This window comes from Roseibium sp. RKSG952 (assembly GCF_009711355.1).
The window spans coordinates 335,219-348,642 of record NZ_SMMF01000962.1; the positions used below are offsets into that span (position 1 = coordinate 335,219).

Annotated in this window: 9 protein-coding genes and 2 pseudogenes; 5 read left to right on the forward strand and 6 right to left on the reverse strand. The window is 52.9% G+C overall.

Features of this window, described 5'->3' with window-relative positions; genetic code table 11:
* Positions 1–176 precede the first annotated feature (176 nt).
* The 3 genes from E1297_RS45680 (at position 177) to E1297_RS45690 (ending at position 5,830) form a co-directional block, all read left to right on the forward strand.
* Complete coding sequence (locus tag E1297_RS45680; RefSeq protein ID WP_155150324.1) at positions 177–1,595, forward strand: mannose-1-phosphate guanylyltransferase/mannose-6-phosphate isomerase; 1,419 nt, start codon at positions 177–179, stop codon at positions 1,593–1,595.
* Positions 1,596–1,778: 183 nt separating this feature from the next.
* Entirely contained in the window at positions 1,779–3,173 is a 1,395-nt protein-coding gene (locus E1297_RS45685; RefSeq protein ID WP_155150326.1) for a nucleotide sugar dehydrogenase, read from the forward strand.
* Between the two features lie 77 nt (positions 3,174–3,250).
* Positions 3,251–5,830 (forward strand): calcium-binding protein, encoded by a 2,580-nt coding sequence (locus tag E1297_RS45690; RefSeq protein ID WP_209016385.1) that lies wholly within the window; start codon positions 3,251–3,253, stop codon positions 5,828–5,830.
* A 22-nt stretch (positions 5,831–5,852) separates the two neighbouring features.
* Here the strand turns inward: E1297_RS45690 and E1297_RS45695 are convergent, their stop codons facing one another.
* Positions 5,853–6,467 carry a response regulator transcription factor gene (locus E1297_RS45695; RefSeq protein WP_155150329.1) on the reverse strand — a complete coding sequence of 205 codons (615 nt, stop codon included), beginning with the start codon at positions 6,465–6,467 and terminating at the stop codon, positions 5,853–5,855.
* A gap of 346 nt (positions 6,468–6,813) precedes the next feature.
* On the opposite strand from E1297_RS45695, the gene E1297_RS45700 reads away from it, so the two are divergent.
* Positions 6,814–7,305: an oxidoreductase gene (locus tag E1297_RS45700; protein ID WP_155150331.1), complete on the forward strand. Its 492-nt coding sequence runs from the start codon at positions 6,814–6,816 to the stop codon at positions 7,303–7,305.
* A gap of 38 nt (positions 7,306–7,343) precedes the next feature.
* Positions 7,344–9,812 carry a PAS domain-containing hybrid sensor histidine kinase/response regulator gene (locus tag E1297_RS45705; protein WP_209016386.1) on the forward strand — a complete coding sequence of 823 codons (2,469 nt, stop codon included), beginning with the start codon at positions 7,344–7,346 and terminating at the stop codon, positions 9,810–9,812.
* Positions 9,813–10,174: 362 nt separating this feature from the next.
* Here E1297_RS45705 and E1297_RS45710 read toward each other — a convergent pair whose 3' ends face one another.
* From E1297_RS45710 to E1297_RS45730, 5 genes and pseudogenes are all read right to left on the reverse strand, one after another.
* Positions 10,175–10,438 carry a DUF6525 family protein gene (locus tag E1297_RS45710; protein ID WP_155150333.1) on the reverse strand — a complete coding sequence of 88 codons (264 nt, stop codon included), beginning with the start codon at positions 10,436–10,438 and terminating at the stop codon, positions 10,175–10,177.
* 95 nt (positions 10,439–10,533) lie between these two features.
* A pseudogene (locus tag E1297_RS50635) lies at positions 10,534–10,680 on the reverse strand (GTP-binding protein); the annotation flags it as partial.
* 128 nt (positions 10,681–10,808) lie between these two features.
* Positions 10,809–10,895 (reverse strand): annotated as a pseudogene (locus tag E1297_RS50985) (GTP-binding protein); the annotation flags it as partial.
* Positions 10,888–12,012, reverse strand: coding sequence for a GTP-binding protein (locus E1297_RS45725; RefSeq protein ID WP_209016387.1), 1,125 nt, complete (start codon positions 12,010–12,012; stop codon positions 10,888–10,890). The pseudogene E1297_RS50985 and the gene E1297_RS45725, both read right to left, overlap by 8 nt.
* Positions 12,013–12,239: 227 nt before the next feature.
* Positions 12,240–13,385, reverse strand: coding sequence for a metal ABC transporter solute-binding protein, Zn/Mn family (locus E1297_RS45730; protein ID WP_155150337.1), 1,146 nt, complete (start codon positions 13,383–13,385; stop codon positions 12,240–12,242).
* Positions 13,386–13,424: the final 39 nt, after the last annotated feature.

Here is a 13,424-nt window from a genome sequence, read left to right on the forward strand (position 1 = left end):
AGATGGCCACGGCAATCCTGACGTTTCTAACCGCGATCCTGATCTATGTTGGTCTGATCGAGATGCCGTTCGGCTAGCAGACCTATCCTTTCGATAGGTGAATTAAGCCTATGAAACACAATGTTAAACACAACGGTCGGTAACCTGAGATCAGACTTGTAATGAAGAGGTTTCAAATGATTCAGCCGATTATCCTTGCTGGCGGTTCCGGCACCCGCCTTTGGCCCGTCTCTCGTAAAAGTTACCCTAAGCAGTTCGTGGAACTGGCAGGTGAGCAGAGCCTGCTTCAGAGAACAATCGAACGTGTATCCGAGCCCGGATTTTCTGCACCACTCATCGTGACGGGCGAAGACTACAGGTTTATTGCACAGCAACAGTTGGCAGATATTGATGCCGAAAAATCTGAACTGATCATTGAACCAGTTGGCCGCAATACCGCCGCTGCGGTTTTGGCCGCAGCTTTGCGCTACAAGGAAGAGCCGGAAACGGTCCTGCTTGTTTTACCCAGCGATCACGCAATTGAGGATGTATCCGCGTTCCGTCGAACTATGGTGCGGGCGGAGAAAACAGCCAAGCGCGGTAAGATCGTCACGTTCGGCATCAAACCCGATCATGCCGCGACGGGCTACGGCTACCTGCGGGTTGCGGGGGGATACCAAGGTGCACTGCTGATATCTAAGTTTGCGGAAAAGCCCGATGTCGAAACCGCGAAGGGCATGTTAGAAAGCGGCGACTGGCTATGGAATGCCGGGATCTTCATGTTCAGGGTCGATACTGTGTTAAAGGCTTTCGAAGCTCATGCCCCTGAAATGTCTGCACCGGTCGAGGCTGCATTGGCGCTTGGTCAAAGCGATCTTGGTTTCTACCGAATGGATCAAAACGCCTTTTCCAAGTGCCCCAGTCTCTCGTTTGATCATGCGGTGATGGAGCATGTCGAAACCGGTGTAGTGGCTTTTGAATTGGACTGCGGATGGTCCGATCTGGGCAGTTGGAAATCGGTGAAGGATCAGGGGCAGCTCGATGAGGGGGCGAATGTCACTTCTGGAAATTCGACTGCCATTGATTGCCGCGATAGCCTGCTGAGGTCGGAAAACCCGGATATCAAATTAGTCGGGCTGGGTTTGAAGGACATAGTCGCAGTCGCAACCGACGATGGAATTTTGGTTGCTGACATGTCGCACAGCGCCGAAGTCGGCAAGGTCGTGGACGAATTGCGCAACGAAGGGTCTGACCAGGCCGAGATGTTCCGCAGGTGTCATCGGCCGTGGGGCTACTATGAAACCCTTTCGCTGGGTCCTCGGTTTCAGGTCAAACGGATTATGGTCTTACCTGGCGCCAAGCTTTCACTACAAAGCCATGTACACCGTGCAGAACACTGGGTTGTTGTCAGTGGTTCTGCGCGCGTGACTGTCGGTGACAATGTCAGCCTGCTTTCCGAGAATGAATCGACCTTCATTCCTCTGGGTTCCGTGCACCGTTTGGAGAATCCTGGAAAGCTGCCACTGCATCTGATTGAGGTTCAATCAGGCTGTTATCTGGGTGAAGACGATATTGTCAGATACGAGGATGTCTATGACCGTATCGCCGTAGCTTGAAGCGCCAAATACCTTCCCTCCTAAAAACTGGCCCGCGTGGAACTTCACGCGGGTTTTTTCTCTCGTATGGGATTGGTGACCATTCGTATAGGTCCGGCATCATTTGAGCACTGCGCATAGTCCCCCGATATGTTTTGCAATTTTATCAGTGCGTTACCTTGGGTTCAAATCGGAGGTATTTCTATGGAACTCAGAAAGATTGCGCAGAACGACGCCGAAATAGTAATCCCGGTGTCTTCGCAAAAATCACGGATCAGTGTTGTAGGGCTGGGGTATGTTGGGGCCGTATCAACTGCATGTTTGGCGTCGCTTGGACACGAGGTCATAGGCGTTGATATCGACCCCGATAAAGTGGGTCAGATTGCGCGCGGTGAGAGCCCGATCCACGAAGAAAACCTTGGCTCCACTCTGAAACAAGGCGTTCAAAAGGGTCTGATCTCTGCGACGGACGATCTGAGCGCAGCTGTACGCGAAACCGACGTTACCTTTGTGTCGGTAGGGACACCAACCGCTCCGGATGGGGGCTGCGACTATAGCTATATTGAACAGGCGGCTCGCTCGATGGCAGTTGGTCTTTGCCAAAAGGATGGGTTTCACATCTTTGCCATGCGATGTTCGATCCCGCCCGGAACCACGATGAACGTATTGGTTCCGATCCTTGAGCGTCTTTCAGAAAAGAAAATGGGCCAGGACTTTGGGGTGTGCTTCAATCCTGAGTTTCTGCGGGAAGGCGTCGCCATAGATGACTTCCACAACCCTCCGAAAACAGTGCTTGGCACCAACGATTTTCGCACGGCGGAAGTCATGAAGCGCATCTTCGCGCCGGTTGATCCAGATCCTATTTTGACAACGGTCGAAGTGGCTGAGACGATCAAATATGTCGATAATGTATGGCATGCGACCAAGGTTTGCTTTGCCAACGAGGTCGGCCGCTTGTGCAAGCCGCTGGGCGTGGACAGCCACGCGGTCATGGATGTCTTTACCCAAGATACAAAGCTGAACCTGTCGCCTTACTATCTGAAGCCGGGCTTTGCCTATGGCGGCTCATGCCTGCCGAAAGAGGTACGGGCTGTAACACATATAGCCGAAGAACTGGGTGTCGAACTGCCCATGATCGGCAACCTTGACCGCTCAAACCGAAAGCAGATCGATCAAGCGACCGAGATGCTGCGAAAGACGGGGGCCAGGCGCGTTGGGGTTCTGGGGCTGGCTTTCAAACCCGGCACCGACGATCTGCGCGAAAGCCCTATTCTGGAAGTCATGGCCGAGCTCCATGCCGAGGGGGTGGAGTTGGTCCTGCATGATCCGGCGGTGACAAAAGAAACCCCTCTGAGTGGGTTGCAAGCCTACATGCATCACGCTGGCTCTGGCATTCGAAGCCTCGCGGGATCGATCAAATCGATGCTCTGCGACAGCATAGAAGACGTAATGGAACAGGCCGAGGCCGTCATCGTCTGCCACCGCAACCCCGCTTATCAGAACGCCGTTTCCAGTAAACCGGAGATGCCGGTCGTGGATGTGGTGCGCTTGTTCCCCGAGAACCCGGTGAACCGTCGGATCGACGGCATCGGTTGGTAAATTTTTACTCCAATTAGCTGAAAGTAAGAGGTGAAATGATGCCTGCGGTATCTTCAAATGTAATTTCAGGAACGGGTTTGTCCGATCAACTTGTTGGCGGAAGTGAGCAGGAGACCCTGATAGGGCTTGCCGGAAACGATGAGATCCAAGGGCAAGCCGGCGATGATGTGTTGCACGGCGACTATGCCGAGGTAAACTTGTTGGAAGGCACAGAAGGTGCTGTCAGTTTTTCCGACTACGCCGAGAACGGCGAATGGGGATTGATTGATCTTGCAAACGGCCACCAACAGATGGAGCAGCAGATTACGACCGAAGCGGGCGGGGTCTATGAACTGAACCTGGATCTCGCGACAAATTTTGCTGCAGGTCGTTCCGGGGCTGCCGTCGAAGTTCTGGTCGATGGTGAAGTGGTCGCCGAGTTTTCTTCTCAGAGCGGTGCCTTCGGATCTCATTCCGTTCAATTCACAGCTGATGATGACAGCTCGACCATAACGATCAGATCGATTGATGTGTCAGGCAACGGTCCAACAATTGATACGTCCGGTCCTGCGTTTCATTATGACAAGGATGTCGAGATTGGCGGACAAACCGTGACGGTGTCCGCATTCGCCGACGGGCAATCAAATCTCTATCAGGTTCTGAATGGAACACTGCATGTGTTTGATGTCGAAAGCCAAACATATGAAATGGCGGGCGTCGAAGGCACGGTCAATGTGAACTCGATGGGTTACAATACGGAAGACGACCTTCTGTATGCCATCGCAGTAGGCGACGGCGTGGATTCACTGGGGCAGGTGGTTAGCCGCTCTGATTTGGTGATGCTGGACGCCGAAGGAAACAGTTACCGTGTTGGCAGCACACCATATCGGTCTTGGACCGGGGATTTTGATGATCAGGGCAACCTTTGGTCGTTTCAATCCAGTATGGACCGTATCGCAGTCATTGATGTCGATCAGTTCGATGCGGATGGAAACCCGGTAACCACAGTATACAAGTTGCCATCCGATCTTGTGGATTTCAAAGTCTACGATGTTGCGTTCGACGCGGCCTCACAGTCGTTCTACGGTGTCTCTCGCACAAGTTCCGAAGGTGCAGCTACGGTTATGTTGATCGTTGATATCTCTTCGGGCGAACCAGAGTTTCGAACGGTTTCAGTCACATCGACAGTGATTAACGGCGAAGTCCTGAATGGGGTCCCGCTAATGACGTTTGGAGCTGCAATCATTGACGCAGACGGAAACCTGTTTGTCGGTGGCAACTCAGGCGACCACGACATGGATGACTCGACACCTGCAACAGGCGCGATTTTCCAGGTCATCGTGGATGATGTGACCGGCGAGGCTAGTTTGCACCTTATCGAAGAGGCGCCGAAATCGTATTCGAATGATGGTGCCGCCGACCCGACAGCAACCAGTCCGTTTGCGCCCGTCGATTTGGATGCAAGCGTTTTGGTTAAGGATCTAACACTTGTCGCGACCACCGAAGGCGCGTTGAGCTACGATGATGACCTTTCGGGCAATGCTGGTAGCGATGCCCTATACGGTGGGATTGGCACAGACACCCTGACGGGTGGTAGTTCAGGCGACGTGCTTGAAGGGGATGACGGCAACGATCTGCTTCACGGTGGAGCGGGCATCGGTGCCGCCAGCGGCATTGTCTCGCAATATGACGAAGACGGTGTGCGGTACGACCAGTTTGGCAATGTTCTTACAGAAGACGATGACTCGTTGTTCGGCGGGCAGGGCGACGATCACCTGATGGGCTCGGCTGGGCACGACATGCTGGATGGTGGGATCGGCAACGACATTTTGGATGGAGGTTCAGGCTTTGACATTCTCATCGGTGGTCAGGGCGATGACACACTCCGCGGTGGATCCGAAGCTGACACTTTGCGAGGTGAAGACGGCCAAGACGTTATGGACGGTGGCTCGGGCAATGATGAGATGTTCGGTGGCACAGGCGACGACCAAATTGATGGCGGGTCTGGCGCGGATGTCCTGAACGGTGGCGATGGCAGTGATAATTTGTCAGGTGGATCCGGTGATGATTTTCTGTCCGGGGACGACGGAAAAGACACGCTATCCGGAGGATCTGGCAACGATGACCTAGATGGCGGTGCGGGCGACGACAGTCTCTCTGGGGGCTCAGGTGATGATACCGCGATAGGCGGTCTCGGCGCGGATACTTTGGATGGCGGATCCGGAAACGACACATTAGCTGGCGGTGAGGGCTCCGACACGTTGAAGGGTGGTTCTGACGATGACGAGTTGAATGGGGGTGCTGGCAACGATTATCTGAATGGCTCCAGCGGTGACGACGTTCTGGACGGAGGTTCAGGGAAAGATCGGCTTTACCTTGGCGCAGGAGATGATCAAGCCACCGGTGGCGCTGATGCAGACAGGTTCATTTTCCGCGATGAGGATCTGGACGGGTCGACCGATACGATCACTGACTTTTCGCTCAGCGATGGCGACTTACTCGATCTGCGTGCGCTCAACATCGATAGTGGCGGAGCTGATACATCTGACTGGTTTAATGCCAACGCAGAAATCGTGGGCGGGACCGATGTCTACGTAACTTTGTCACCGGATACGACATTGATCCTTGAAGGCGTAGCGTCGGATTTCGACCAACTCTACGATCACTTTCTATTCTGAAGTCCCCCCCTGCGGACCCGGGTCACTCGAATCCTGCATCCCGAGCGATCAGAGCGGCCTGGGTCCGGTTTTTTGCATTCAGTTTCTTGCAAAGGGTCCGAACATGCAGCTTGATCGTGACTTCCTGAAGATCCAGCTCTCGGGCGATCTCCTTGTTGGACTGTCCACGGCACAATCCGCGTAGAACCTGTTTTTCCCGCTGGCTGAGCTGACGGGAAAAGTCGCTTTCTTTGACATCGCCATCCATACTTAGAACACTGGCCGGGACGAAGGTTTCGCCGGCGATCATAAATCGCACCGCGTTGACCAGGGATTTGGCGCCCATGGTTTTGGGCAAGAAACCAACGGCGCCCATTTCGACCGCTTCCTGTGCGATCTTGTTTGGTGCTGTCCCGCTCAATATCGCAAAAGCCTGTTCAGGGAATTGGCGAATTGCGTCTGAAAGCCCTTCGATCCCGTTCATACCCGGCATATCAAAGTCTAACAGGACAAGGTCGAATGGATCTTCGGATGACAGCAATTTCATCGCAGCCATGTAATCGGGTACGGCAACAACTGCCGCGCGCCCCTCAGTTTCGAGGTAGGATGAAATCGTATCACGGACCAAACCGTGATCATCAGCCAATAGAATTCGCATCGATATCGGTGACCTTGAACAAATGCTTTGATCCGATTTTATCGCACCCGGAATAGTTGAACCACCAAAAGGGTTACTATTTGACGAACTTTGCAAATTCATGTTGTTTTCCTAGGCTATTACTCTTTGGCGCTGGCTGCCAACGCTTCATTATCGCACTCCGCGAAAACTTTGATTGCATGGTTTGGGACGTCGAAAGTTCGCAAATTAGGCTGATGGTGTGACCTTTGGTGCGCTGAACTATCCTAAAGTATAGCGAGCTATTCTATTGCGTCTGAGAACGTTTCGCGGGCCTGTGTCAAAAGCGTTTTGACAAAGGTTCACCTACTCACGGACACAATCTCGCATGCTTAAAACTTTAAAATCACTTTGCGCCACACTCGCCATTTCATTTGCGAGTGCGGCATATGCGGATGAAGTACTTCTTACGGTGTCGGGCGATGTCGGTCTCAAAGGAAACAAGAACACTTGGACATTCGACAGGAAAGCCCTTGAGGCATTGCCCAGTAAGTCAATCGATACCACAACGATCTGGACAGAGGGTACGCAGAGCTTTGAAGGAGTTTCCCTTGATGTGCTTCTGGACCATGTCCAGGCAGAGCAGGGGATCATACGAGCGGTGGCTTTGAATGACTACGCCGTCACCATTCCCACCAGTGATGCAACAGATGTTGGCCCGATCGTTGCCTACTTGCGCGATGGCAAGGCGATGTCAGTACGCGACAAAGGACCTTTGTGGATAATTTACCCTTACGATGCTAACGAGGCCTATCAGTCCGAAGAAATTTATGCCCGCAGCATTTGGCAACTCAATCGATTGGAAGTCGTTGCACAGTAAGTACCGAGGAGAAGGCCATCGACACTAAAGCGCCTTTCATGAGCATGAAGAGATGGCCCATTTTTGCCTTTGTAGGCTTGCTGGTTGTGAGTCTGGCTATCGTGCTTTCCCTTGGGCGCGAGGTGAAATCAGATCTCGACGCGCTCTCGACCGCAAAAACAGACAACGTCAGCTGGTTGATGTCTCAGCTCGAAGTCGAGCTGCTTAGGTTCGAAGTCTCGGTTATTGATGCTTCATCACGTTCCAATGGTGACTTGTCCGCTGTACGCAACCGTTTCGATATCTTTTTTAGCCGAGCGGATACGCTGTTTAATAGCGAGCTGTTTTCATTTCTGCGAGGGGGTGCCGCCGCGCAACCAGCCTTGCAAGCCACTGAAGACTTCTTATCCAGGCTGACACCATTGATTGATGGGCCGGATGACCAGCTGCGCGCGGCACTTCCTGATCTGCGGGCGCAGATTCAAACACTGCGACCTGAAGTGCGCGAGCTTGCGCTGGGCGGTATTCAGGGATTTGCGCAGGAAAATGCAACTCGACGTGCTGAGTTGGCCAGCACACTAACTCGAATGGCATCATTGCTTGTTGTACTTTTTGTTGCATTGCTTTTAGCTTTTGCAGTTCTCATCAAATTATTCCGGCAGGGGCAGTTGTTTGCCCGGCAAAGCCAGTCGGCTCGCAACCGATTTGAAGCGGCCATTACCTCGTCACTGGATGCGGTGTTGGTGGTTGATACTTCTGGAAGAATTCTTGAATTCAACGGTGCCGCCGAAGATGTCTTTGGGTACCGTCAGGCCGAGGCAATCGGTGCCGATATGGCTGAACTTATCGTTCCAGAACACCTGCGCGCCCTGCACCGAAAAGGCATGACGCGATTTCTCGAGACCGGCGAGCAAAAGGTAATCGGCGCTGGGCGTGTCAGGTTAGAGGGCCTGCGCAAATCGCAGGAAACTTTTCCAGTGGAGCTTTCCATATCGCTCGCCGAAACGGATGGAGAGCAAGTCTTTGTCTCATTCCTTCGGGATATAACTGAGGAACTCAAAGCTGAGGAAGACTTACGCACTGCAAGAGACAAGGCGCGGGAAAGCGAACAGGCCAAATCCGATCTGTTGACGGTGATGAGCCATGAAATGCGTACTCCGTTGAACGGAATACTCGGCTCTGCGGCATTGATTGATCAGAGCAATCTGACGGACAGACAAAAGCGGTATCTTCGTTCTATTGAAGTGTCGGGTAAGTTGCTGCTGTCTCATGTGACTGATGTTTTGGATTTTTCCAGACTGGGTTCAGGCAATGCCTTGCGTGACAGATCAAGCTTTGACGTGATGGAGGTTGTCCACGAGGTAGCCGACAGCCTGTCGGCGAACGCAGATGCGCGTGGCAACAACCTGAAGGTCGATGTTCTATCTGAAGAACTTATCGACGTTCTTGGATACAGAACTGCGCTGCAGCAATGCTTGGTGAACCTGTTAGGTAACGCAATCGAATTTACGCGGGATGGATCAGTCACGATCGAAGTCGAAAGGCTTCGGCATGACGATCTGATTGAGTTTCGGATTGCAGATACCGGGGTCGGGATATCACCTGACTATCTGGACGTTATCTTCGATGAATTTGTCACGATCGATACCGCCTTTGCACGTGAGACGAGCGGAACTGGATTAGGGCTCGCTATTACCAAAAGACTGGTCGAAGCGATGGGTGGCGACATCACGGCGGATAGTGTGCTTGGAGAAGGCAGTCTGTTTACAATGCGACTGCCTCTGCCAACCTCAAGAACTGATGTCACAAGCGAACTGGATTCCACAGACGTGCCACAGGCAGAGCTCTATCAGGGTTTGAAAGCACTGGTGGTAGACGACAATGAAATCAATCGAATGATCTTGACCGATATGCTTGAAGATCTTGGCTTTTCGGTTGCTGAGGCTGAAAGTGGTTACGCCGCCTTAGAACGTCTTGGGTCCGAGCGATTTGATGTACTTTTGTTGGATATCAGCATGCCCGGTATCGATGGTATCGAAACACTCGGAAAAGTTCGCGAACTCAATATCGAGTGGGACAATTTGCCAGCGATAGCAGTTACGGCTCATGCAGCGCCAAAAGACCACGAAGTCATACGAGCAGCAGAATTTCAGGGGCTGTTGGTTAAGCCGGTTTCATTGGCGGCGCTGCAGTCAGAATTAGCGAGGGTCTTAAATGCCAACGGAACTGTTATCAAAGACCCTGAGAATGACTTTAAGGCCCGATTTGGGGACGATAAGTATCGTGAAGCCAGCGAAGAGTTGAAAAGTGAACTTGTTGAACTCATTGAGGATATCAAGTCTTCCGATGAGTTAAGCAGAGCGCTCAAACAAAAGGCGCATAAGCTTTGTGGTTCTGCTGCGATACTCGATAAAACCGATCTTTGGTCCAAGCTCAACGACGTTCAAAACTGCTCTTCTAAGGAATGGGTGAACGAGAAAACTACACTCTTGAGGGATTTGCAGCACGTAGCCAAACGTTGCCTATGAAAAACAGACTGCTTGCCATTGCCCGCAGCTTTTGCGGTTGCGCTCGAACTAGCGGGACGGAGCGAGGCGACATAAACAGTACGGCCAATGCCTGTTAAGGAAAAACTGGCTGGGGTTTTGAGAGATTTAGAAATGATTGGCGCCGAAGAGGGTAACCAAAACCGGAATAGATTTTATCAGGAAGCGCAACAAGGCTACTGTTTCTCACGTCCTCGTCAATGGCCGGCCTAGTCTCAATGAGGGCGCGATGACTTTGCTCATCAGGTGATATGTTGCAGCTTTGGGAGCTGAAACCTGCCTCGTTCAGTTTGTTCGTGATCAAGAGATGAAAGACATATTGATCTGACCTTCTCCGCTCCATGCTAGCCATACACGCTGGCTGCAAATCGGTTGTCTTTTGCCAGTTGTGCAGCTTCGAGACGCCTCAACTCTTCCAGAGCCCGGCTTTGATCCCCGGTCCGCGCAAGCGCAGTGTTGTAGGCGCGCAGGACTGAGCGTGGCCGCCAGGGCAAGGCCGCTTGCGAAACCCAGGCGCGCAAAATTGGCGGAAGACTGTCAAATTCGCGCATTGGGTTCTCGCTGCGCCGTCGTTTTCGGATTTTCGTCTGGCCAAGATTGCGGCTCATCAGTCGGCCTCGTTCAGGTTAAATGTCGGTTCGAGCGCGTCGATCCAACACTGGAAATTCGAAGACTGTCGGCGTCGCCATATTGTGGTCGCGCATTCGGGCCATCGGGTGTCAGGGACAGATGCCCCCCATGTTCCAATCGACTGCACGCTCGATAAAGCGCCGGCGAGGGAAAACTTGGCGACCCACTCAGGCCGCATAGCAATCCAGAAATGCCCTTTCGCGCGGATCACACCAGGTAGATCGCCGCGCCGCAGAGCTAGAATGGTCTCGCTATCGACCACGGAATGGTTTGTCTCGCTGCGGTTACACAGGAATTCATGGCTGAAATAATCTTTGAGCAGGTTTACCGCTTTCACGACGGCGACGCGCTGTTTAGGGCGTGGTTTAGCAGGGTGGCTTTACCGGCGCCAAGAAAGCCGGACAGGACGGTGACGGGAAGTTGGGTATCAGTCATGGCCTAGAAACACTTCTTCTTTTGTCCCGGTTTTGGGTTGATGCGCCCGCAGCATGTCGAGGCTGCGTTGCAATTCCGGGCGGGTCAGATCGCGCGCGATGACCACGATGCGAGAGCGGCGGTCGTCTCCGATCCAGTTCTTCAAAGGGACCGGCGGGTCGAAAATGTGTTGGACGCCGTGAAAGACAAACGGCACGTCGATACCCTCGAGAAACACGATCCCTTTGACACGCAGGATGTCTGGGCCCTTGAGGGCGATCAGCGTGTCCAGCCAGTAATCAAAGGCTGAATCCTTGATTGGCGTGTCCAGAACGATCGAAGCAGAACTGATCCGGGTATCGTGAGGTGTCGGTGCAAACGACACCGGCTTGGGTTTGGATAAACCCGAAAGGTTTGCGAGCGGGTCAATCTTTGGTTCAGGCGCCGATGTTGTCCATGCAATCGCATCTTCTTGACGCACACCCTTACGCAGGCCGCTCAATCCCCACAATTGCTTCGGGTCGAACTGCCCAGCGACCGGCCGTTCGATCCGGGCTGTAGGGTTCAATCCGTTCAGTCGCATGGACAAAGCATCTGTGACCTTGGCAGATACCAGATCTGTTTTGCTGAGCAGGATCAGATCGGCCATCGCGACCTGTGAGACGGCTTCGAACTGTGCATCCAAGGTTTTGGACCCGTTGGCCGCATCGACGACTGTTACCAATCCGTCCATGCGAGTTGTGCGTGCCAATTCGGGGTCGATCAAAAGTGTCTGCAGAATTGGGGCAGGGTCGGCAAGCCCGGTGGTTTCTATGATGATCCGCTCAAATCTAAGAAAGCCGTCGTCACGCCGTTCGATCAGATCCGCAATTGTCCCTGCCAAATCTCCTCGAATTGAACAGCACAGACACCCGGATTGCATCAGGATGATTTCATCCTCGACAGACTCGATCAGATCGTGGTCCAGCCCGGCTTCACCAAACTCATTCACGATTACTGCGACTTTTCCGGAAGATGTCTCTGACAGCACCGCGTTCAGCAAGGTGGTTTTCCCAGCGCCAAGAAAACCAGTCAGAACGGTGACAGGTATCCGCCGGTCCTTGTTGGGTTCAGCACCATATGCTGCTTGGGAAATCACAGCTCTCTCCTTGTCAAAATACGTGATAACATCACAAGATGAAAGTTCAAGCAGAGTAAGACATTATCGTGGTTTTGGCGGGAATGTGTCGACAGAGAGTTAACTAAAGCGCTCTGTCCTAATGCATCAGGGGTAACACGATCACTTACAATATGTGCACCAATACTCTGTGTCGCCCCTGACGTTGTTAAGCCCGGCCAATGTTTAAGCACCGACCGGGCTGGAGGTTAAAGACATTCCGACAGTGTTTTGGCCATGTTGCGGATAACTTGAGGGTACAGCGCTGCTCCCGGTTCCAGATCAGAACCCAGCGGATCAATGATGCCGGTTTTGGCTTCGGTTCCATCCAGAACGGTTGCGACGATGCCCGGATTGAACTGCGGTTCGGTCATAACGCAATCAATGCCTTCGTTTTTGATGCGCGCCTGAATCTCGGCAATGCGAGCTGGGCTTGGGTCAGTTGCGTCACCGATCGAGATTGCACCCGAGGCCGGGAAATCGAACGCATCTTCGAAGTACTGGTAAGCGTCATGGAAGACGATAAAGCTGCCGCCACGGACAGGTTCAAGCGTTTCGGCCACTTCGGCAGACAGCGCAGCCATTTCTTCACGCGCAGCTGCAGCGTTCGCAAAGTAGGTGCCTGCATTGTCGGGATCAGCTGACGAAAGCTGTGCTGCGATTAGGTTTAACCAGGTTTCAGCGTTTGCCGGAGAAAGCCAAGCGTGGGGGTCGTGTTCGCCGTGTGCGTGCCCTTCATGATCGTCATGCCCTTCGTGGTCGGCATGCTCTTCATGATCATGGTCGTCGCCTTCCGCATGATCTTTGTGATCATGGTCGTGACCTTCATCTTCGGCATGTTCCTCGTGATCGTGGTCATCATCTTCCCCATGCGCTTCGTGATCGTGCTCGCCCTCTTCTGCATGCTCGTCACTATGGTCGTGATCATCATGACCCTTGTCTTCAGCATGTTCATCATGCCCATGATCATCTTCTTCTCCGTGGTCATGGGCCTCAAACAATGCACCCTCACGGAAATCGAGAAGAACTGTGCCGTCGGACTCCAATAAAGTCGTGACGGTTGCGCCATCAGCAAGGGTGTCTATCGCACCCTCCATCCACGGTGTCAGGTCCTCACCAATCCAGAATACCAGATTGGCCTCTTGCAATGCCGAAGCTTCAGAAGGACGCAGGTTATACTCATGCGGAGATGCGCCGGGTGGTACAATAAGATCAGGTGTTCCAACCCCCTCCATAACCCGTGCTACCAGCGAATGGACTGGTGCGATATCGACCGCTACATTCGGAACATCCGCCATAGCCGTCCCACCCATGAGAGCAGCCGTGATCGATAGTGGGAGAAGCTTTCTGGACATCAGAACCTCTATGTGATTTTATAACGTTACGAGCGGCAT

Excerpts from the sequence above, each read along its gene's own strand:
- E1297_RS45730 (WP_155150337.1), bottom strand. The coding sequence starts at position 13,385 with ATGTCCAGAAAGCTTCTCCCACTATCGATCACGGCTGCTCTCATGGGT.
- E1297_RS45695 (WP_155150329.1), bottom strand. The coding sequence starts at position 6,467 with ATGCGAATTCTATTGGCTGATGATCACGGTTTGGTCCGTGATACGATT.
- E1297_RS45710 (WP_155150333.1), bottom strand. The coding sequence starts at position 10,438 with ATGAGCCGCAATCTTGGCCAGACGAAAATCCGAAAACGACGGCGCAGC.
- E1297_RS45685 (WP_155150326.1), top strand. The coding sequence starts at position 1,779 with ATGGAACTCAGAAAGATTGCGCAGAACGACGCCGAAATAGTAATCCCG.
- E1297_RS45680 (WP_155150324.1), top strand. The coding sequence starts at position 177 with ATGATTCAGCCGATTATCCTTGCTGGCGGTTCCGGCACCCGCCTTTGG.
- E1297_RS45700 (WP_155150331.1), top strand. The coding sequence starts at position 6,814 with ATGCTTAAAACTTTAAAATCACTTTGCGCCACACTCGCCATTTCATTT.
- E1297_RS45705 (WP_209016386.1), top strand. The coding sequence starts at position 7,344 with ATGAGCATGAAGAGATGGCCCATTTTTGCCTTTGTAGGCTTGCTGGTT.